This is a genomic window from Variovorax sp. UMC13, from assembly GCF_014170375.1.
Lineage (GTDB): Bacteria > Pseudomonadota > Gammaproteobacteria > Burkholderiales > Burkholderiaceae_C > Variovorax.
Genome location: NZ_LZZW01000007.1, coordinates 159757 through 179737 on the forward strand (window position 1 = coordinate 159757; position 19981 = coordinate 179737).

At 69.5% G+C, this 19981-nt stretch carries 18 protein-coding genes and 1 pseudogene; 17 read left to right on the forward strand and 2 right to left on the reverse strand.

All coding sequences use genetic code 11. From position 1 onward, the window contains the following. Positions 1–187: 187 nt before the first annotated feature. From clpS to sbcB, 4 genes are all read left to right on the forward strand, one after another. Complete coding sequence (gene clpS / locus A9977_RS04320; protein ID WP_183023649.1) at positions 188–547, forward strand: ATP-dependent Clp protease adapter ClpS; 360 nt, start codon at positions 188–190, stop codon at positions 545–547. Positions 548–604: 57 nt separating this feature from the next. Then, positions 605–2926, forward strand: coding sequence for an ATP-dependent Clp protease ATP-binding subunit ClpA (clpA, locus tag A9977_RS04325; RefSeq protein WP_183023650.1), 2322 nt, complete (start codon positions 605–607; stop codon positions 2924–2926). Between the two features lie 85 nt (positions 2927–3011). Continuing rightward, positions 3012–4460 carry a cardiolipin synthase gene (gene cls / locus A9977_RS04330; protein ID WP_183023651.1) on the forward strand — a complete coding sequence of 483 codons (1449 nt, stop codon included), beginning with the start codon at positions 3012–3014 and terminating at the stop codon, positions 4458–4460. Between the two features lie 13 nt (positions 4461–4473). Continuing rightward, positions 4474–5916 carry an exodeoxyribonuclease I gene (sbcB, locus tag A9977_RS04335; protein ID WP_183023652.1) on the forward strand — a complete coding sequence of 481 codons (1443 nt, stop codon included), beginning with the start codon at positions 4474–4476 and terminating at the stop codon, positions 5914–5916. 10 nt (positions 5917–5926) lie between these two features. On the opposite strand, the gene A9977_RS04340 is transcribed toward sbcB, so the two are convergent. After that, on the reverse strand, positions 5927–7063 hold the full coding sequence (locus A9977_RS04340) for an iron-containing alcohol dehydrogenase (protein ID WP_183023653.1): 1137 nt from the start codon (positions 7061–7063) through the stop codon (positions 5927–5929). 136 nt (positions 7064–7199) lie between these two features. Here A9977_RS04340 and A9977_RS04345 point away from each other — a divergent pair, with 136 nt between their 5' ends. The 6 genes from A9977_RS04345 (at position 7200) to A9977_RS04370 (ending at position 13407) form a co-directional block, all read left to right on the forward strand. Then, positions 7200–8129 (forward strand): alpha/beta hydrolase, encoded by a 930-nt coding sequence (locus tag A9977_RS04345; protein WP_259651807.1) that lies wholly within the window; start codon positions 7200–7202, stop codon positions 8127–8129. After that, positions 8126–8998: a YbgC/FadM family acyl-CoA thioesterase gene (locus tag A9977_RS04350; protein WP_183023654.1), complete on the forward strand. Its 873-nt coding sequence runs from the start codon at positions 8126–8128 to the stop codon at positions 8996–8998. Before A9977_RS04345 ends, A9977_RS04350 begins: the two co-directional genes overlap by 4 nt. A gap of 11 nt (positions 8999–9009) precedes the next feature. Continuing rightward, positions 9010–10371, forward strand: coding sequence for a cache domain-containing protein (locus A9977_RS04355; protein ID WP_183023655.1), 1362 nt, complete (start codon positions 9010–9012; stop codon positions 10369–10371). After that, positions 10368–11006 (forward strand): response regulator transcription factor, encoded by a 639-nt coding sequence (locus A9977_RS04360; RefSeq protein ID WP_183023656.1) that lies wholly within the window; start codon positions 10368–10370, stop codon positions 11004–11006. Before A9977_RS04355 ends, A9977_RS04360 begins: the two co-directional genes overlap by 4 nt. Before the next feature lie 122 nt (positions 11007–11128). Further along, the gene (locus A9977_RS04365; RefSeq protein ID WP_183023657.1) at positions 11129–13192 is read left to right on the forward strand and encodes a carbon starvation CstA family protein; all 2064 of its coding nucleotides are present in this window, start codon (positions 11129–11131) and stop codon (positions 13190–13192) included. Between the two features lie 14 nt (positions 13193–13206). Then, on the forward strand, positions 13207–13407 hold the full coding sequence (locus tag A9977_RS04370) for a YbdD/YjiX family protein (protein ID WP_259651808.1): 201 nt from the start codon (positions 13207–13209) through the stop codon (positions 13405–13407). Positions 13408–13452: 45 nt separating this feature from the next. On the opposite strand, the gene A9977_RS04375 is transcribed toward A9977_RS04370, so the two are convergent. Next, a complete protein-coding gene (locus A9977_RS04375; RefSeq protein WP_183023659.1) occupies positions 13453–14394 on the reverse strand; it encodes a folate-binding protein YgfZ in 942 nt (313 codons plus the stop codon). A 100-nt stretch (positions 14395–14494) separates the two neighbouring features. Between A9977_RS04375 and mltG the strand changes: the two genes are divergently transcribed. The 7 genes and pseudogenes from mltG to A9977_RS04410 all read left to right on the forward strand — a co-directional run. Beyond that, the gene (gene mltG / locus A9977_RS04380) at positions 14495–15517 is read left to right on the forward strand and encodes an endolytic transglycosylase MltG (RefSeq protein ID WP_183023660.1); all 1023 of its coding nucleotides are present in this window, start codon (positions 14495–14497) and stop codon (positions 15515–15517) included. Further along, positions 15514–16143 carry a dTMP kinase gene (gene tmk, locus A9977_RS04385; protein ID WP_183023661.1) on the forward strand — a complete coding sequence of 210 codons (630 nt, stop codon included), beginning with the start codon at positions 15514–15516 and terminating at the stop codon, positions 16141–16143. Before mltG ends, tmk begins: the two co-directional genes overlap by 4 nt. Beyond that, positions 16140–17141, forward strand: a complete 1002-nt coding sequence (locus A9977_RS04390; RefSeq protein WP_183023662.1) for a DNA polymerase III subunit delta' — start codon at positions 16140–16142, stop codon at positions 17139–17141. The genes tmk and A9977_RS04390 overlap by 4 nt, the downstream gene beginning before the upstream one ends. Continuing rightward, positions 17138–17506, forward strand: a complete 369-nt coding sequence (locus A9977_RS04395; protein ID WP_183023663.1) for a PilZ domain-containing protein — start codon at positions 17138–17140, stop codon at positions 17504–17506. Before A9977_RS04390 ends, A9977_RS04395 begins: the two co-directional genes overlap by 4 nt. 67 nt (positions 17507–17573) lie before the next feature. Further along, complete coding sequence (locus A9977_RS04400; RefSeq protein ID WP_183023664.1) at positions 17574–18380, forward strand: TatD family hydrolase; 807 nt, start codon at positions 17574–17576, stop codon at positions 18378–18380. Then, positions 18377–19039 carry an ankyrin repeat domain-containing protein gene (locus tag A9977_RS04405; RefSeq protein WP_183023665.1) on the forward strand — a complete coding sequence of 221 codons (663 nt, stop codon included), beginning with the start codon at positions 18377–18379 and terminating at the stop codon, positions 19037–19039. The genes A9977_RS04400 and A9977_RS04405 overlap by 4 nt, the downstream gene beginning before the upstream one ends. Before the next feature lie 276 nt (positions 19040–19315). Then, a pseudogene (locus tag A9977_RS04410) lies at positions 19316–19981 on the forward strand (hypothetical protein); the annotation flags it as partial.

Here is a 19981-nt window from a genome sequence, read left to right on the forward strand (position 1 = left end):
GGCGCGCGTCCGGCCCGGTGCCGGGTGGGGCGCCGGCCCGGTCCGCCCCGGCGTCCGCAAGGATGCCGGGGTTTTTTCTTGCGCAGAACGCAATTTGTGCGCTTCGCCGGCCCTTGTTTTCTGCAAAAGCTGCCACCAATTCCTCTGGCGTCGGCATGGCGCTTGCTCGCTCGATAGAATGATTTTCATGGCAACCAGAATCCCCTCCAAACCCACCACGCCGCCGGCCCAGAAGCCCGGCCGGGGTGACGGCGATGCAGTCGTCCTGGAGCGCCGGCCGCAGAAGACCGCACCGCCGCAGATGTATCAAGTGGTGATGCTCAACGACGACTACACGCCGATGGAGTTCGTCGTGGTGGTCATCCAGGAATTTTTCAACAAGGACCGCGAGACGGCGACCCAGATCATGCTGAAGATCCACCTCGACGGCCGGGCCGTCTGCGGTGTCTATTCGCGCGACATGGCCGCCACCAAGGTCAACCAGGTGATGGAGGCGGCGCACCAGGCCGGCCACCCATTGCAATGTGTCAGTGAACCGGTTGAATAAATCGGACTCTGACCCATTTGAGAAGAAGTTATTTACAGCAAGGCAAAAGGAAATCTCATGATTGCCCAGGAACTGGAAGTCAGCTTGCACATGGCCTTTGTCGAGGCCAGGCAACAGCGCCACGAGTTCATCACGGTGGAGCACCTGCTGCTCGCTTTGCTGGACAACCCGAGTGCCGCGGAAGTACTGCGCGCCTGCTCGGCCAACGTCGATGACCTGCGCGCGTCGTTGACGAATTTCATCAAGGACAACACGCCCCAGGTGGCGGGTACCGACGACGTCGACACCCAGCCCACGCTCGGGTTCCAGCGCGTGATCCAGCGCGCCATCATGCACGTGCAGTCCACCGGCAACGGCAAGAAGGAAGTGACCGGCGCCAACGTGCTGGTCGCGATCTTCGGCGAGAAGGATTCGCACGCGGTGTACTACCTCCACCAGCAGGGCGTGACCCGCCTCGACGTGGTGAACTTCATCGCCCACGGCATCAAGAAGAGCGATCCGCCGGAAGCCGCCAAGGGCAGCGCCGAATCGCCTTCCAACGAGGGCGAGGAGGGCGGCAACGAGAAGAGCGAGAAGGCCTCGCCGCTCGAGCAGTTCACCCAGAACCTCAACCAGATGGCCAAGGACGGCAAGATCGATCCGCTGATCGGCCGCGAGTACGAGGTCGAGCGCGTGATCCAGATCCTGTGCCGCCGGCGCAAGAACAACCCGCTGCTGGTGGGTGAGGCCGGCGTGGGCAAGACCGCGATCGCCGAGGGCCTGGCCTGGCGCATCACGCAGGGCGACGTGCCCGAGATCCTGGGCGAAGCCCAGGTCTACTCGCTCGACATGGGCGCGCTGCTGGCCGGCACCAAGTACCGTGGCGACTTCGAGCAACGCCTCAAGGGCGTGCTCAAGTCGCTCAAGGACAAGCCGAACGCGATCCTGTTCATCGACGAGATCCACACGCTGATCGGCGCGGGCGCCGCATCGGGCGGCACGCTGGACGCCTCGAACCTGCTCAAGCCGGCGCTCTCCAGCGGCCAGCTCAAGTGCATCGGCGCGACCACCTTCACCGAGTACCGCGGCATCTTCGAGAAGGATGCGGCCCTGTCGCGTCGCTTCCAGAAGGTCGACGTGGTCGAGCCCACCGTGCAGGAAACGGTCGACATCCTCAAGGGCCTGAAGTCGCGCTTCGAGGAGCACCATGGCGTGAAGTACGCGGTGGCGGCCCTGCAGGCCGCGGCCGAGCTCAGCGCCAAGTACATCAACGACCGCCACCTGCCCGACAAGGCGATCGACGTGATCGACGAGGCCGGCGCGGCCCAGCGCATCCTCGCGCCGAGCAAGCGCAAGAAGACCATCAGCAAGACCGAGGTCGAGGAAATCGTCGCGAAGATCGCGCGCATTCCCCCGGCCAACGTCAGCAACGACGACCGCGGCAAGCTGCAGACGCTGGAACGCGACCTGAAGAGCGTGGTGTTCGGCCAGGACAAGGCGCTCGAGGTGCTGGCGTCCGCGGTCAAGATGGCGCGTTCGGGCCTGGGCAAGGGCGACAAGCCGATCGGCTCCTTCCTGTTCAGCGGCCCCACCGGCGTCGGCAAGACCGAAGCCGCCAAGCAGCTGGCCTACATCATGGGCATCGAGCTCATGCGCTTCGACATGTCGGAGTACATGGAGCGCCATGCGGTGAGCCGGCTGATCGGCGCGCCTCCGGGCTATGTCGGTTTCGACCAGGGCGGCCTGCTGACCGAGGCCGTCACCAAGAAGCCGCACGCGGTGCTGCTGCTCGACGAGATCGAGAAGGCGCACCCGGACATCTTCAACGTGCTGCTGCAGGTCATGGACCACGGCACGCTGACGGACAACAACGGACGCAAGGCCGACTTCCGCAACGTCATCATCATCATGACGACCAATGCGGGTGCCGAGACCATGAACAAGGCGACCATCGGCTTCACCAACGCCCGCGAATCGGGCGACGAGATGGCCGACATCAAGCGCCTGTTCACGCCCGAGTTCCGCAACCGCCTGGACGCGAGCGTGAGCTTCAAGGCACTGGACGAAACCGTCATCCTGCGGGTGGTCGACAAGTTCCTGCTGCAGCTCGAGACGCAACTGGCCGAGAAGAAGGTCGACGTCACCTTCACCGACGCGCTGCGCAAGCACCTGGCGAAGAAGGGCTTCGATCCGCTGATGGGCGCACGCCCGATGCAGCGCCTGATCCAGGACACGATCCGTCGCGCGCTGGCCGACGAGCTGCTGTTCGGTCGCCTGCAGGACGGTGGCCGCCTGACGGTGGACCTCGACGACAAGGGCGAGGTGCAGCTGGACATCCAGCCGCTGCCGAAGAAGGAAGGCCGCGCCAAGCCCGAGCCTGAAGAGGCCGCGGCAGGCTGACGAATTCCGCCGCCGATCCGTCGGTGGCCGGGAACGACACCAAAGGCCGGTAGCATCGCTACCGGCCTTTTTCTTTTGCCCGACCTTGATCCTTCCCCAACTCAGCCAAGAATGGAAAACCGGCCTCTCCCTGGCGTGGAGCGGTTACATCGCGGTGTTGTCGATCTGGATCGTGCTGCAGAAGCGCGCGCCGGTGTCCACCATGAGCTGGATCCTGTCGCTGGCCCTGCTGCCCTTCGCGGGCTTCCTGGTCTATTACTTCCTCGGGCCGCAGCGCCTGAAGAAGCAGCGGCTCAAGCGGCTGCGCAGCCGGGCCATCGCCCAGGCGCCGGCCGACATTGCGCTGCTGCGCGAGGGGGCGGAGAAGGCGCCGCCCGCGCTGCGCCACATGGCGGCGCTGAGCACCGCCGCCTGCGGCATCCCGGTGTCGAGCGCCACCGACGTGCAGCTGCTGTCGGGCGGCGCCCGCACCTTCGACGCGATCTTCGAGGCGGTGCGCGCGGCGCGCCACCATGTCCACCTTGAGTACTACATCTTCGAGCCCGATCGCATCGGCACCGCGCTGCGCGACCTGCTGATCGAGCGTGCGCAGCAGGGCGTGACGGTGCGGCTGCTGCTCGACGCGCTGGGCTCCAAGCGCATCGGCCGCAAGTTCATGGCGCCCATGCACGCGGCTGGCATCCACGTCGCGCTGTTCCACGACACGCGCATCGGCCGCCGGCTGCGGCCGGTGACCAACTACCGCACCCACCGCAAGATCGTGGTGTGCGACGGGCAGGTCGGCTTCACCGGCGGCGTCAACATCACCGACGAGGAAGACCGGCGCACCCAGCCCGACGCTTATCACGACGTGCACCTGCGCATCGAGGGCAGCGCGGTGCGCTGGCTGCAGACCACCTTCCTCGAGGACTGGAGCTACGCCACCGGCGAGAGCGCGCGCCGCATGGTGGACGAGTCGCTCGAGCACATGCTGCCGCGCATGACGGCCGGTGAGATCCCCACGCAGATCGTGACCAGCGGTCCCGACAGCCCGCTCGAGGCGATCCACCGGATGCATGTGGAGGCCATCCACTCGGCCAGCCAGCGCGCCTGGCTCACCACGCCGTACTTCGTGCCCGGCGAGCCTGCGCTGATGGCGCTGACCAGCGCCGCGCTGCGCGGCGTCGACGTGCGGCTGCTGGTGCCGCGGCGCAGCGATTCGGCCATCGTGAGCGCGGCCGCGCGCTCCTACTACGACGAGCTGATCACGGCCGGCGTCAAGGTCTGGGAGTACAAGGCCCGCATGCTGCACTCCAAGACGCTGGTGGTCGACGACCACTGCGCGATGATCGGCACCGCCAACTTCGACAACCGCAGCTTCCGCCTCAACTTCGAGGTGATGGCGGTGGTGTACGGTCCGGCCCTGGCGCGCCCGCTGGCCGCCCAGTTCGAGACCGACCTGCACAGTGCCGCCGCCGTGCGCCTGAACCGGCCGCAGACCTTCCTGCGCCGCCTGGGCGATGCGGTGGCCCGACTTTCCTCACCTTTGCTCTGACCCCAGCGAATTCATGCCCGCCCACACCTTCCTCTGGCACGACTACGAAACCTTCGGCGCCGTGCCGCGCCGCGACCGGCCCTCGCAGTTCGCCGCCATCCGCACCGACGCCGACCTGAACGAGGTCGGCGAACCGCTGATGCTCTATTGCCAGCCCGCGCCCGACTACCTGCCCAGCCCCGAGGCCTGCCTGATCACCGGCATCACGCCCCAGCTCGCGCTCGAGCGCGGCGTGCCCGAGCACCAGTTCGCGGCCGAGGTCGAGCGCGTGTTCTCGCAGCCCGGCACCATCGGCGTTGGATACAACACGATCCGCTTCGACGACGAGGTCACGCGCTTCCTGTTCTGGCGCAACCTGATCGATCCCTACGCGCGCGAATGGCAGAACGATTGCGGCCGCTGGGACCTGCTCGACGTGGTGCGGCTGACCTATGCGTTGCGTCCCGAGGGCATCGCGTGGCCGACCAAGGAGGACGGCAAGCCCAGCTTCAAGCTCGAAGACCTGGCGCGCGCCAACGGCCTGCTGCACGAAGCGGCGCACGATGCGCTGTCCGACGTGCGCGCCACCATCGCGCTGGCCCGGCTGATCCGCGACCGGCAGCCCAAGCTGTTCGACTTCGCCTTCGGCCTGCACCGCAAGGACCGGGTGGCGAACGAGCTGGGCCTGCCCGCGACGCGCGAGACCGCGCGGCCCTTCCTGCACGTCTCGGGCATGTTCCCGGCCGAGCGCGGCTGCCTGGCCGTGATGTGGCCCTTGGCCAGCCACCCGACCAACAAGAACGAACTGATCGCCTGGGACCTGGCGCACGACCCCTCGGAACTGCGCGACCTGGACGTCGAGACCCTGCGCCTGCGCCTGTTCACCCGCAGCGCCGACTTGCCCGAGGGCGTGACGCGGCTGCCGGTCAAGGGCATCCACCTCAACAAGTCGCCGATGGTGGTGGGCAAGCTCCGGACGCTGGCGCCTGCCATGGCCGCGCGCTGGAACATCGACCTCGACGCCGCGCTGCGCCACGCCGAAATCGCGGCCGGCCTGCCCGACATGAGCGCGATCTGGCCGCAGGTGTACGCACGCCCCAAGGAGGCCACGCCCGACGTCGACGAGGACCTGTATGGCGGCTTCGTGGGCAATGCCGACCGACGCCGGCTCAACCAGCTGCGCGAGCTGGCGCCGGCGGCGCTGGCCCAGGCCCGCACCGGCTTCGACGATCCGCGGCTGGAGGAGATCTTCTTCCGCTACCGCGCGCGCAACTTCCTCGACACGCTCAGCGAGGAAGAGGCCGAGCGCTGGGAAGCGCACCGCGCGGCGCGGCTGCTCGAAGGCGAGGGCGGGGCGCGCAACGTCGACCAGTTCTTCGCCGAGATCGACACCGCGGCCGAGACGGCCGACGAGCGCGGTGAGGAACTGCTGGGCCTGCTCTACGAGTACGCCGAGGCGATCGCGCCGTCGCCCTGACGACCTGGCCTCACATCGAGGCTTCGAGCATCTCGCGGTAGTCCTCGCGCGTCGCGAGGCGCGGGTTGGTCTTGTGGCAGTGGTCGGCCATGGCGCCGTCGATCACCTTGTCGAACAGCGCGGGCGTTACGCCTACCTCGGCCAGGCCGCCCGGCAGGCCCAGGCGCTGGCCCATGTCGCGGATCGCATCGCCCAGGTCGCCGGCCGAGTCGAGGTTCATGGCGCGCGCCATGCGCTGCAGGCGCTGCTCCTTCTGCACCGACTCGGCGCCCGCGTTGAAGCGGATCACGGCCGGCAGGAACAGGGCGTTGAGCGTGCCGTGGTGCAGCCGCGGGTCGACGCCGCCCAGGCTGTGGCTCAGCGAATGCACGCAGCCCAGCCCCTTCTGGAAGGCCATCGCGCCCTGCATCGAGGCGCTCATGAGGTTGAGCCGCGCCTCGCGGTCGCTGCCGTCCCTGGTGGCGCGTTCGATGTGGCCCCAGGCACGCTCCAGGCCGTCGAGCGCGATGCCGTCGGCCGGCGGGTTGAAAGCGGCCGACATGAAGGTCTCCATGCAGTGCGCGATCGCGTCAATGCCGGTCGCGGCCGTGAGCCGGGGCGGCAGGCCGAAGGTGAGTTCGGGGTCGCAGATCGCGGCCTTGGGCAGGATGTGCCAGCTGTGGAAGCCCAGCTTGCGGTGGTCGTCCACGATGATGATCGCGCCGCGCGCGACTTCGCTGCCGGTGCCGCTGGTGGTCGGCACCGCGATCAGCGGCGCCACGTTCTCGGTGATCTTGGGCGAGCCGCCCTCGATGGTGGCGTAGGTCTTGAGCGGGCCTTCGTGCGTGGCGGCGATGGCCACGCCCTTGGCGCAATCGATGGCCGAGCCGCCGCCCACGGCGATCAGCCCGTCGCAACGGCCCGAACGGTACAGCTCGACCGCGGCGCGCACCGCCGCCTCGGTGGGGTTCGAGGGCGTGGCGTCGAACACCGAGACCTCCAGGTCGCCCAGCGCGTCCAGCGTGGTCTGCAGGATGCCCGCGGCGCGCACGCCGGCGTCGGTCACGATCATCGGTCGGTTGATGCCCACGCGCGCGCATTCGGCGCTGAGCAGGCGGATCGCGCCGAATTCGAACTGGATCTGGGTCAGGTACTGGATGAGGGCCATGGCGGGTGCGTGGGGGGCGGTACGATTTGGAGGCTTGAATCTAGCAACAGGACACCATCTTGCCCATGAACAAAACCCTTGCCGATGTCACGGCGGGAACACCCCGGATGACGACCTCGGCGCGCCCGGAGGCCGCATGCTGACCCCGAAGATGGCCAGCGTGGTCGAGCGCATGGCGCGCGCCGGCCATCCCGCGATGAACACCCTGACCGCGGCCGAAGCCAAGGCCTCGTACGAGAAAGGCGCCGGCGTGCTCGAGGTACCCAAGCCCGCGCTGGCACGCATCGAGGACTTCACGATTCCCGCGCGCGACGGCTTCGCGCTGCCGGCGCGGCTGTATGCGCCCTCGGACGCGGTGCTGCCGGTGCTGGTGTACTTCCACGGCGGCGGCTTCACTGTCGGCAGCATCGCCACCCACGACACGCTGTGCCGCGTGCTGTCGCAGCGCAGTGGCTGCGCGGTGGTGTCGATCGACTACCGGCTCGCGCCCGAGCACAAGTTCCCGACCGCCTCGGACGACGCCTGGGACGCGGTGCAGTTCGTGGCCCGCGAGGCCGGCTCGCTGGGCCTCGACGGGAGCCGGCTCGCGCTTGGCGGCGACAGCGCGGGTGGCACGCTGGCGGCGGTGTGCGCTGTGATGGCGCGCGACGCGGGCCTGCCGGTGGCGCTGCAGCTGCTGTTCTACCCGGGCACCACCGCGCACCAGGACACGGCCTCGCACGAGCGCTTCGCCTGCGGGCCGCTGCTGGACGAGGCGCTGATCAGCTGGTTCTTCGGCCAGTACGTGCGCAGCCCGACCGACCGTGACGACTGGCGCTTCGCGCCGCTCAACGCAGAGGATGTGGACGATGTCGCGCCGGCCTGGATCGGCCTGGCCGAGGCCGACCCGCTGGTCGACGAGGGCATCGCCTATGCTGACAAGCTGCGCGCCGCCGGGGTGCCGGTCGACCTGGAGATCTACCGCGGCGTGATCCACGAATTCGTCAAGATGGGCCGCGCCGTGCCCGAGGCGCTGCAGGCCCACGCCGATGCCGCCAACGCCCTGAAAGAAGCCCTGAACCCATGACCGAAACACTCTCCCGCGCCGACTTCCGCTTCTTCCACCGGCTGCGCGTGCGCTGGGCCGAAGTCGACATGCAGAAGATCGTCTTCAACGCCCACTACCTGATGTACTTCGACACCGCCATGTCGGACTACTGGCGCGCGCTGGCCTTGCCCTACGAGGCCTCGATGGAATCGCTCGAGGGCGATCTCTACGTGAAGAAGGCGACCATCGAATTCAACGCCTCGGCGCGCATGGACGACGCGCTGGACGTGGGCATGAAATGCGTGCGCGTCGGCACCTCGTCGATCGTGTTCCGCGGCGGCCTGTTCCGCGGCGACGAGCTGCTGGTCACCAGCGAGCTGGTCTATGTCTTCGCCGACCCGGCCACCCAGACCTCGCGGCCGGTGCCCGATGCGCTGCGCGCGATCTTCAGCGCCTACGAGGCGGGCGAGACGATGTTCACGGTCGAGACCGGCGATTGGCAGGCGCTGGGCAGCGGCGCGGGCGCGATCCGGCGCGCGGTGTTCGTGCAGGAGCAGCGCATTCCCGAAACGCTCGAATGGGACGAACACGATGCGACCGCGTTGCATGCGGTGGCGCGCAACCGGCTGGGCCGGGTGATCGGCACCGCGCGCCTGCTGAGCGAGGCACCCGGCGTGGGTCGCATCGGCCGCATGGCGGTGCACCGCAACCTGCGCGGTGGCGGCCAGGGCGCCGCGGTGCTGCGTGCGCTCGAGGCCGCGGCCAAGGCGCGTGGCGACCGCGAGATCACGCTGCATGCGCAGCGCAGCGCCGAGGGCTTCTACGGGCGCCTGGGCTACGCGCCGCACGGCGCGCCCTTCGAAGAGGCCGGCATCGCGCACATCGAGATGCGCCGCGCGCTGGCCTGAGGTTTCGGCGGATGCGCCTGCGCACCAAGATCATCACGCTGGCCGTGGTGCCGCTGATCGTGGCGCTGCTGCTGGTGGCCACCGCGGTGCGCCACCAGGAGCGCGACCTGGCGGCGCGCGAGCGCGCGCTGGTCGAGCTGAGCCTGCTGGCGCAGCGTCGCTCCGAGCTGCGCAGCTATGTCGAGCTGGCGGTCAGCACGGTGCGCCCGCTCTACGACACCGGCCGCGACGACGAGCAGACCCGCAACGAGGCGCTGCGCCGGCTGGCCGCGCTGGACTACGGCAACGACGGCTACTTCTTCGTCTACGACATGGACGGCCGCTCGCTGATGCACTCGCGCCAGCACGAGCTCGAAGGACAGAACCTCTGGGAGCTGCGCGATTCGCAGGGCCGGGCGACCATCCAGGACCTGGTCGGCCAGGTGAGGAAGGGCGGCGGCTACGTCGAGTACGAGTGGCGCAAGCCCTCGAGCGCGCAGATGGCGCCCAAGCTCGGCTACATCACCTCGCTGCCGCGCTGGAACTGGATGCTGGGCACCGGGCTGTACCTCGACGACGTCGAGGCGGCGGTGCAGTCGCTGCAGCACCAGGTGAGCGAGAACGTCACCACCACCATGCTGTGGATCGCGGCCATCGCGGCCGTGTGCCTGGGCGTGGTGAGCGCGGGAGGGCTGCTGCTCAACCTCAGCGAGCACCGGGTGTCCGAAGCCCGGCTGCGCCTACTCGCGCGGCAGGTGGTGCAGTCGCAGGAGGACGAGCGCGGCCACCTGGCGCGCGAACTGCACGATGGCATCAGCCAGACGCTGGTCTCGGCCAAGCTGCTGATCGAGTCGGCGGTCGACACGCTCGAGCGCGGGCAGCAGGCCACGCCGCCGGCCATGCCCAAGGCGCTGGCGCGGCTCAACGATTCGCTGTCGGAGGTGCGCCGCATCTCGCACCGGCTGCGGCCCGCGCTGCTCGACACGCTGGGCCTGCCGGCCGCGCTCGAGCGGCTGGGCGACGAGTTCGGCGACGAGACGCCGCTGCGCGTGCAGGTGCATGCCGAGGGCAGGGCGATCGACCTGCCGGAGGACGTGAAGACCGCGCTGTTCCGCGTGGCCCAGGAGGCGCTGACCAATGTGCACAAGCATGCGCAGGCGAGCCAGGTCACGCTGGCGCTGGCCTTCGGGCGGGCCAGCGTGCGGCTGACGGTGCAGGACGACGGGCGCGGCTTCGACGAGGCCGCGCTGAGCTTGGACCCGCGCCGCGGCATCGGCCTGCGCAACATGCGCGAGCGCATGGACGCGATCGGCGGCACGCTCGAGGTGCAGGCCGGCGAGGGCGGCACCCGCATCGTGGCGGCGGCGCCGGTCACAATCGCACGCGCCGCATGACCGAAACCCCGCCCGTCCGCCTGTTCCTCGTCGACGACCATCCGCTGGTGCGCGACGGCCTGCGCGCGCGGCTGGGTTCGCTGCCCGGGCTGGAGATCGTGGGCGAGGCCGGCTCGGCGCAGGAGGCGATCGCGCAGGTCGCGCTGCTCCAGCCCGACCTGGTGCTCACCGATGTGGGCATGAAAGACATGAACGGCATCGAACTTGCAGGCGTGCTGCTGGCGCAGCGGCCGGCGCTGCACATCGTGATGCTTAGCATGTACGACAACCCCGAATACGTGCAGCGCGCGCTGCAGGCCGGTGCGCGCGGCTATGTGCTCAAGGACGCGCCGGCGGGCGAGATCGTGGCGGCGATCCAGGCCGTGACGGCCGGCGGCACCTTCCTGAGCCCGGCGGTGTCGCAGCGGCTGTTCCGCAACCAGGCGCAGCGGCCCACGCTCACGCCGCGCGAGAGCGAGATCCTCACGGCGCTGGGCCGGGGCGAATCGAGCAAGCAGATCGCGCGCGACCTCGACCTGAGCGTGCGCACGGTCGAGGCGCACCGGCAGAGCATCAAGCGCCGGCTGGGCATCGAGGGGCAGGCCGAGCTGATCAAGTACGCGGTGGAGCACGCGCGCCAGTTCGGCAACCACTGAGCAGAAAGCGGGCCTCGGGTTATCCCTTAGGCATTACCGCGCATGGCAGTCGCGCGGTCCGACGGATGGCAGATGCGCCTCGGCCGGGAACACTCCAGAAACTTTTTTCTGGAGACAACCCGATGCAAAGCATCCGACGCCACCTGGTGTGGCTGGTCATCGCGATCGTGGGCGCTTTCGCGCTCGGCACCGTCGCACTCTCGCGCGGTGAAGCGATCAGCGCACTCTGGATCGTGGTGGCCGCGCTCTGCGTCTACCTGATCGCCTACCGCTACTACAGCCTGTTCATCGCCGACAAGGTGCTGGGCCTGGACGCGAAACGCAAGACGCCTGCCCACCGCCACAACGACGGCCTGGACTATGTGCCGACCGACAAGAACGTGCTGTTCGGCCACCACTTCGCGGCCATCGCCGGCGCCGGCCCGCTGGTGGGCCCGGTGCTGGCGGCGCAGATGGGCTACCTGCCCGGGCTGCTGTGGATCCTGGCGGGCGTGGTGTTCGCGGGCGCGGTGCAGGACTTCATCGTGCTGTTCATCTCGACCCGCCGCGACGGCCGTTCGCTGGGCGACCTGATCAAGCAGGAGATGGGCATCGTGCCGGGCATGATCGCGCTGTTCGGCACCTTCATGATCATGATCATCATCCTGGCGGTGCTGGCGCTGATCGTGGTCAAGGCGCTGGCCGAATCGCCCTGGGGCACCTTCACCGTGGGCGCGACGATTCCGGTGGCGCTGTTCATGGGCGTGTACCTGCGCTACCTGCGGCCCGGCCGCATCGGCGAGGTGTCGGTGATCGGCTTCGTGCTGCTGATGCTCGCGATCTTCGGCGGGCAGGCCGTGAGCCAGCACCCCGACTGGGCCGCGCTCTTCACCTTCGACGGCAAGGCGCTGACCTGGATGCTGATCGGCTACGGCTTCATCGCCGCCACGCTGCCGGTCTGGCTGCTGCTCGCGCCGCGCGACTACCTCTCGACCTTCCTCAAGATCGGCACCATTCTGGCGCTGGCCGTGGGCATCGTGTTCGTCGCGCCCACCCTGCAGATGCCGGCCGTCACGCAGTTCGCGCAGGGCAACGGCCCGGTCTGGTCGGGCAGCCTGTTCCCCTTCCTGTTCATCACCATCGCCTGCGGCGCGGTGTCGGGCTTCCACGCGCTGATCTCCTCGGGCACCACGCCCAAGATGATCGACAACGAGCGCCACATGCGCTTCATCGGCTACGGCGGCATGCTGGCCGAGTCCTTCGTCGCCGTCATGGCGCTGGTCGCGGCCTCGTGCATCGAGCCGGGCATCTACTTCGCGATGAACAGCCCGGCCGCGCTGGTCGGCAACACGCCGGCCACCGTTGCGCAGACCATCTCGAGCTGGGGCTTCGTCGTGACGCCCGAGATGCTGATCCAGACCGCCAAGGACGTGGGCGAGACCACCATTTTGGGCCGCACCGGCGGCGCGCCGACGCTGGCCGTGGGCATGGCCCACATCCTGCACCAGGCGCTGGGCGGCCCGGGGATGATGGCCTTCTGGTACCACTTCGCGATCCTGTTCGAGGCGCTGTTCATCCTGACCGCGGTGGACGCGGGCACGCGCGCCGGCCGCTTCATGCTGCAGGATTTGCTGGGCAGCTTCGTGCCCGCGCTGGGCCGCACCGATTCGCTGCCGGCCAACCTGTTCGCCACCGGGCTCACCGTGGCGGCCTGGGGCTACTTCCTCTACCAGGGCGTGGTCGATCCGCTGGGTGGCATCAACACGCTGTGGCCGCTGTTCGGCATCTCGAACCAGATGCTCGCGGCCGTGGCGTTGATGCTGGGCACGGTGGTGCTGTTCCGCATGAAGCGCGAGCGCTACGCCTGGGTGGCGCTGGTGCCCACCGTGTGGCTGCTGGCCTGCACGCTGACGGCCGGCTGGCTCAAGATCTTCTCGTCGGACCCGAAGGTCGGCTTCCTCTCGCATGCGGCGAAGTACGCCGACGGCCTGGCCCAGGGCGTACTGATCGCGCCGGCCAAGACGCCCGAGGCGATGTCGCGCATCGTCTTCAACGACCGGCTCGACGCCGCGCTGTGCGCGCTGTTCATCTTCGTGGTGCTGAGCGTGCTGGTCTACAGCGTGAAGGCCTGCCTGGCCGCGCGCCGCGTGAACCGGCCGACCGTGCACGAGACGCCCTACGAAGCCTTCGAGCCGATGCGTTCCTGATGCTGAACTCGGGCATGAGCCTGCCGGAGGCGGGCCGCTACCTCGGCCGCTCGCTCGCGCAGTCGCTGCGGCTGATGGTGGGCCAGCCCGACTACGGCGCCTACCTGCGCCACATGGCGGCCACGCACCCCGACCAGGCGCCGATGAGCGAGATCGCCTTCTTCCGCGAACGGGAGCAGGCGCGCTACGGCGGCGGCAAGGGCCGCTGTTGCTGACAAAAAAGGCGCCCGCGGGCGCCTTTTGCATGGGGCTGCCCTTGCCTAGATGTCGGCCAGCAGCGGGTAGGGCAGGGGCTCGACCGTGAGCGCCGGGCCCTGGGCGCTCACCGCGTGCAGCGCACCGGCCTCGAGCGCCGCGATCTGCATCGAGACCAGCGCGGCCCAGCGGCCGTCGGGCGACGCGGCGGCCTGCACCACGGTGCCGACCGGCTGCTCGGCGTCGCTGGCGGCGAAGACTTCCTGGCCGGCCTCGACCGGCGTGTCGGCCGTCACCACATAGGTCCGGCGCTTGAGCGTGCCGCGGAACTGGCTGCGCGCCACGATCTCCTGGCCCGGGTAGCAGCCCTTCTTGAAGTTCACGCCGCCCACCGACTCGTAGTTGAGCATCTGCGGCACGAAGGCGTCGAGCACCGGCGTGCTGAGGGTCGCGATGCCGCTGCGCACCTCGCTCCAGGGCCAGAGCGCGGCGTCCAGCGCCGGGCCGGTCGGCGCGGGCGCGGCGGCGGGGGCGATCCAGAGCGCGCGCGGCACGCCGTCGGCCGGGTAGAGCGGCACGATGCCGATCTCGTCCTCGCTGCCGGGCACGGCACGCGCGATGCGCGCACCGACCGGCGCCGCGGCATCGATGCCGTTGGCCGCCAAGGCCGGTCCGGCCAGGCCGTACAGCGCAGTCGACTCGCTGGCGTCGCTGAGCTTCACCTTGGCGCGCAGCACGTACATCGACAGCTTCTTGAGCGTGGCGGCGAGGATGTCGCGGCTGCACACCAGCAGCACCAGGTCGGCGCGTGGCCGCACGCCGATGAAGCTCGCGATCATCCGGCCCTTGGCCGTGCAGAGCGCGGCCAGGCGCGCCTCGGCGGGTTGGAGCAGCGCGAAGTCCTGGGTCAGCTGGCCGTGCAGGAAGTTCGCGGCGTCCGGTCCCTCGGCGCGGATCACGCCCAGGTGGGGGAGGGGAGTTACACCATTCAGGAGGGCAGAGGTCATCGCTGAATTATCATGGCCGCACGCCATCCGTTCGACCCGCAGGGCTACCCCGCGGACTCGGCTTCCAGGGCTTTGTCCGGCCCCTCTTTTCTCCATTCCTTTGCGCCGCTTCTTCCTCACGATCTTTCTTCTGGGCGCGCTCGGCGCGCTGGGCGCGGGCGCCTGGGGCCTGTGGTGGGTCCACCGCCCGCTCGACCTCGCGGCCCCCAACGTCGACCTGTCGGTGGAGCCCGGCACCACGCCGCGCGGCGTGGCCGAAGCGGTGGCCGCGGCCGGCACCCGGGTCCAGCCGCAGCTGCTCTACGCCTGGTTCCGCTTCTCGGGCCAGGACCGCCAGATCCGCGCCGGCAGCTACGAACTCGAACGCGGCGTGACCCCGCGCACGCTGCTCAACATGCTGGTGCGCGGCGAGGAAGCCACGCGCAGCCTGGTGCTGGTCGAGGGCTGGAACTTCCGCCAGGTGCGCGCCGCGCTGGCCAAGGCCGAGCAGCTCAAGCCCGAGACCGTGGGCGAGGACGACGCGGCGCTGATGGCGCGGCTGGGCAAGCCCGGCGTGCATCCCGAAGGCCGCTTCTTCCCCGACACCTACACCTACTCGAAGGGCTCGACCGACTTCGCCGTGCTGCAGCGCGCGATGCGAGCCATGGACAAGAAGCTCGAGGCCGCCTGGGCCGCGCGCGCCAGCGACCTGCCGCTCAAGACGTCCGATGAGCTGCTGATCCTGGCCAGCATTGTCGAAAAGGAGACAGGCCAGGCCAAGGACCGGCCCGAGGTCGCGGCCGTGTTCGTGAACCGTCTGCGCATCGGCATGCCGCTGCAGACCGACCCGACGGTGATCTACGGCATGGGCACGGCCTACGAGGGCAACCTGCGCAAGAAGGACCTGCAGACCGATACGCCCTGGAACACCTACACCCGCGGCGGCCTGCCGCCCACGCCGATCTCCATGCCGGGCAAGGCGGCGCTGCTGGCCACCATCCAGCCGGCGCAGAGCAAGTCGCTGTACTTCGTCTCGCGCGGCGACGGCTCGAGCCAGTTCAGCAGCACGCTGGACGACCACAACCGGGCGGTGAACCGCTACCAGCGCGGCATCGAACCCAAACCCAAGAACAACGGACCATGAGCGGACTTTTCCTGACGCTGGAAGGCATCGACGGCGCGGGCAAGTCGAGCCACATCGACGCGCTCGAGGCGCTGTTCCAGGCCGCCGGCCGCACCGTCACGCGGACGCGCGAACCCGGCGGCACGCCGCTGGCCGAAACCCTGCGCGGCCTGATCCTGGCGCAGCCGATGGATGCGCTGACGGAGTCGCTGCTGGTCTTCGCGGCGCGGCGCGACCACATCGTGAACGTGATCGCGCCCGCACTGGCGCGTGGCGAGGTGGTGCTGTGCGACCGCTTCACCGACGCCACCTTCGCCTACCAGGGCGCCGGCCGCGGCTTCGATCTCGCCGTGCTCGGGACCCTGGAGCAGTGGGTGCAGGCAGGGCAGGGGGGCGAAACGCTGCTGCAGCCCGAGCTCACCCTGTGGTTCGACCTGCAGCCCGAAGTCGCCGCGGCCCGCCTGGCCGGTGCGCGCCTGCCCGACAAGTTCGAAGCCCAGCCCGTAGCCTTCTTCCAGCAGGTCGCGGCCGGCTATGCCGAACGCGCGAAGGCGCCGCGCTTCGCGCGCATCGACGCCGACCAACCGCGCGAGCAGGTCTGGCAGCAGGTCGAGGCCGTGCTGCGCCAACGCGGATTCATTGCATGACACCGCTGTCCCCCTGGCTCGCCCGCCCGCTGTCCGACCTGCTGCGCCAGCGCGGCCATGCCTGGCTGCTGCAGGGCCCGTCCGGCCTGGGCCAATACGACCTGGCGCTGGCGCTGGCCTCGGCCTGGCTGTGCGAGACGCCCACCGAGCACGGTGCCTGCGGCCACTGCACCAGCTGCCACGCGATCGAGGTCCGCACCCATGCCGACCTGTGTGTGCTGATGCCCGAGACGGCCATGATGGAGCTGGGCTGGCCGCTGGACGAGAAGGCGCAGGCCGACATCGACGACAAGAAGCGCAAGCCCAGCCGCGAGATCCGGGTGGAGGCGATGCGCGAGGCGGTCGGCTTCGCCCAGCGCACCAGCGCGCGCGGGCGCGGCAAGGTGGTGTTCGTCTATCCGGCCGAACGCATGAACGCGATCACCGCCAATGCGCTGCTCAAGACGCTGGAGGAACCCGTGGGCGACGTGCGCTTCGTGCTCGCCAGCGAGGCGGCCTGGCAGCTGCTGCCGACCATCCGCAGCCGCTGCCTGGGTTTCACCCTGCCGTGGCCCGAACCGTCCGAGGCGGTCGATTGGCTGGTCGCGCACCAGGTAGCGGCCGCCGATGCGCCGGCGCTGCTGCGTGCGGCCGGCGGCCGGCCCAGCGACGCCTTGAGATTGGCGCGCAGCGGCGCTTCGCCCAAGGCTTGGTCGCTGCTGCCCAAGGCCATGCAGCGCGGCGAGGTCGCGGCCCTGACGGACCAGGCGCCGGCGCAGGCCATCGGCGCGCTGCAGAAGCTGTGCCACGACCTGATGGCCGTCGGCAGCGGCGCCGAGCCGCGCTTCTTCGCGGCCGCCGAGTTGCCGCCCGCGCCCTCGAATGTCGCGCTGGCGCGCTGGTCCAGGTCGCTGGCCGCGGCCGCCCGGACCGCCGAGCATCCCTTCAATGCGGGCCTGATGCTGGAAGCGCTTGTGAGCGAGGCGCGAAGCACCCTAAACTCGGCCCGACGCCCATGAACAGCCCCAGCCCCGCCTCCGTGCCCCAACGGCCCAGCGTGATCCAGCTGGCGATCAAGGAGAAGGGCGCGCTCTATGCGGCCTACATCCCGCTGTTCGCCGAGGGCGGCATCTTCATTCCCACCTCGCGCGAGTACCGGCTGGGCGACGACGTCTACGTGCTGCTGACCCTGCCCGACGACCCGCAGCGCTACCCCGTGGCCGGCAAGGTCGCCTGGATCACGCCGGCCCGCGCGGCCGGCAGCCGCGCCCCCGGCGTCGGCGTGCGTTTCCCGGCCGACGAGAAATCGCGCCAGCTCAAGGCCCGCATCGAGGAAGCCCTGGGCGGCTCGATGGCCTCCGACCGCCCCACCCAGACCATCTGAGCCACCGCCGCGCGACCTTCGTCGCGCGCGCTGCGATGGCCTCTTCATTTCCGCCGCCGCCGTACCGATGTTCACCGACTCCCATTGCCACCTCACCTTCCCTGAATTCGCGTCGGAGATGCCGCAGATCCGCGCCGCCATGGCGGCCGCGCAGGTCGACCGCGCGCTGTGCATCTGCACCAAGCTCGAGGAATTCGCCGACGTGCAGGCGCTGGCCGCGCAGTACGACAACTTCTGGGCCAGCGTGGGCGTGCACCCCGACAACGAGGACATCGCCGAACCCAGCCTCGAGGACCTGGTGCGCCGTGCCGCGCTGCCCAAGGTGGTGGCCATCGGCGAGACCGGCCTCGACTACTACCAGATGGAAGAGCGCAAGGGCGGCCGCAGCATCGCCGACATGGAATGGCAGCGCGACCGCTTCCGGGTGCACATCCGCGCGGCCCAGCAGGTGCGCATGCCGCTGGTGATCCACACCCGCGAGGCCTCGGCCGACACGCTGGCCATCCTCCAGGAGGAGGGCGAGGACGGCACCGGCCGGGCCGCCGGCGGCGTGTTCCATTGCTTCACCGAAACGGCAGAGGTGGCCCGTGCCGCGCTCGACCTCGGCTTTTACATTTCCTTCTCGGGCATCCTGACCTTCAAGAAGGCGCAGGACCTGCGCGACGTGGCGGCCTTCGTGCCGCTCGACCGCATGCTGATCGAGACCGACAGCCCCTACCTGGCGCCGGTGCCCTACCGCGGCAAGACCAACAACCCGTCCTACGTGCCCTTCGTGGCGCAGCAGATCGCGCAACTGCGCCAGCTGCCCGTCGAAGCCATCGCGGCGGCCACCAGCCAGAACTTCGAGACGCTCTTCGCGGGCGTGAAAACTTGAGAAATCGCATGAAGAAATTCCTCTATCTTCTTGTTTTACTGGTCTCTTTTTCTGCCAGCGCAGACTCGTTCGACGATTTCTTCCGTGCCGTGCGCGCCGACAACGCCAGCGGCGTGCAGTCGCTGCTGAACCGGGGTTTCGACCCGAACACACGCGACGCCAACGGCCTCACGGGCCTGCTGATCGCGCTGCGCGAACCCTCGCCGAAGGTGATCGACGTGCTGCTGGACTGGCCCAAGACGGATGTCGAGTCGCGCAACGCCAGCGACGAGAGCCCGCTGATGCTGGCCGCCATCAAGGGCCAGAAGGCGCTGGTCGCCAAGCTCATGGCGCGCGACGCCGACATCAACAAGCCGGGCTGGACGCCGCTGCACTACGCGGCCTCGAGCGGCCAGCTCGAGATCATGAAGATGCTGCTGGACAAGTACGCCTTTATCGACGCCCAGTCGCCCAACGGCACCACGCCGCTGATGATGGCCGCGATGTACGGCTCGCTCGACAGCGTGAAGCTGCTGCTCGACGAGGGGGCCGATCCGCTGATGAAGAACCAGCAGGGCATGACGGCCACGCAGTTCGCGCAACGTGCCCAGCGGCAGGAGGCGGCGGACCTGCTGGCGGCCGCGGTGCGCAGCAAGCAGCCCAACGCGGGCAAGTGGTAGGGCGGGCGCCTTCAAGGCCGGGTGAAGCGGCCTGCTGAAAGTTGCTGTGAGGCGGGGAATACAGATGGTTACATTGTTTAAAAACATGTAACAATCGTTGCACGTGGACCTCTTGCAAGGCCTGCGAGGGCCCTGGGCGGAACGCGTCGGTGGTCAGCGCGGCCGTGGGGGTCCCTTCCCCTCCGCTTCGTAGAAAAGCCACCGCATGCTCCAGCCCGCGCCCGTTCTCGCCTGCTCCCTCCGTGGCCTCGCCACCTTCGTCATGGGAGCCGCGCGATGAGCGGCCAAGGCAAGCCCCTGCATCGGCTGCTGGTCCCGGGCTGGACCTTGCTGTGCTGCTGCGCACCGCTGGGCGTGGCCGCGCAGACGGTCACCACCGGGCCGCACTACTACGTCGACCCCCACAGCACCTTCCTGGTGGGCGCCACCGGCGCGGCCGGCATCGATGCCGACGGCCACGGCGGCAAGTGCCACCGGGGGCCGATTCCCGGCTCGGCCGGTGCCACCGGGCCCACCATCAACCGCACCGTGACCTATGCGCCCGCGGCGGGCGCCTCCACCGGCACCATCATCGCCGCGGGCAGTTCCGGCGGCACCGGCGGTGCGGGCGGCAACGGTGACGGCGGCGGCCATTGCGGCGCGGGCGATTTCTACGGCATGGCCGGCGGCAACGGCGGCAACGTGACCGTGGTGGTGGATCCTGGCGCCAATGCGCCGGCTGCGGGCTATGCGGTGACCAACACCGCCATCGTGGTGCTCAGCCACGGCGGCACCGGTGGCAAGGGCGGCGACAACACCCGCGCCAAGGCCCAGTACAGCGCGGGCGACGGCGGCGCGGCCGGCAACGGCGGCAGCCTGAACCTCACCAACCATGCGTCGCTCCAGGTGACGGGCGGGCCCACGGCCTTCGGCATCGTGGCGCAGAGCGCGGGCGGGCAGGGC

Excerpts from the sequence above, each read along its gene's own strand:
- clpS (WP_183023649.1), top strand. The coding sequence starts at position 188 with ATGGCAACCAGAATCCCCTCCAAACCCACCACGCCGCCGGCCCAGAAG.
- clpA (WP_183023650.1), top strand. The coding sequence starts at position 605 with ATGATTGCCCAGGAACTGGAAGTCAGCTTGCACATGGCCTTTGTCGAG.
- sbcB (WP_183023652.1), top strand. The coding sequence starts at position 4,474 with ATGCCCGCCCACACCTTCCTCTGGCACGACTACGAAACCTTCGGCGCC.
- A9977_RS04340 (WP_183023653.1), bottom strand. The coding sequence starts at position 7,063 with ATGGCCCTCATCCAGTACCTGACCCAGATCCAGTTCGAATTCGGCGCG.
- A9977_RS04345 (WP_259651807.1), top strand. The coding sequence starts at position 7,200 with ATGCTGACCCCGAAGATGGCCAGCGTGGTCGAGCGCATGGCGCGCGCC.
- A9977_RS04350 (WP_183023654.1), top strand. The coding sequence starts at position 8,126 with ATGACCGAAACACTCTCCCGCGCCGACTTCCGCTTCTTCCACCGGCTG.
- A9977_RS04355 (WP_183023655.1), top strand. The coding sequence starts at position 9,010 with ATGCGCCTGCGCACCAAGATCATCACGCTGGCCGTGGTGCCGCTGATC.
- A9977_RS04360 (WP_183023656.1), top strand. The coding sequence starts at position 10,368 with ATGACCGAAACCCCGCCCGTCCGCCTGTTCCTCGTCGACGACCATCCG.
- A9977_RS04365 (WP_183023657.1), top strand. The coding sequence starts at position 11,129 with ATGCAAAGCATCCGACGCCACCTGGTGTGGCTGGTCATCGCGATCGTG.
- A9977_RS04370 (WP_259651808.1), top strand. The coding sequence starts at position 13,207 with ATGAGCCTGCCGGAGGCGGGCCGCTACCTCGGCCGCTCGCTCGCGCAG.
- A9977_RS04375 (WP_183023659.1), bottom strand. The coding sequence starts at position 14,394 with ATGACCTCTGCCCTCCTGAATGGTGTAACTCCCCTCCCCCACCTGGGC.
- tmk (WP_183023661.1), top strand. The coding sequence starts at position 15,514 with ATGAGCGGACTTTTCCTGACGCTGGAAGGCATCGACGGCGCGGGCAAG.
- A9977_RS04390 (WP_183023662.1), top strand. The coding sequence starts at position 16,140 with ATGACACCGCTGTCCCCCTGGCTCGCCCGCCCGCTGTCCGACCTGCTG.
- A9977_RS04395 (WP_183023663.1), top strand. The coding sequence starts at position 17,138 with ATGAACAGCCCCAGCCCCGCCTCCGTGCCCCAACGGCCCAGCGTGATC.
- A9977_RS04400 (WP_183023664.1), top strand. The coding sequence starts at position 17,574 with ATGTTCACCGACTCCCATTGCCACCTCACCTTCCCTGAATTCGCGTCG.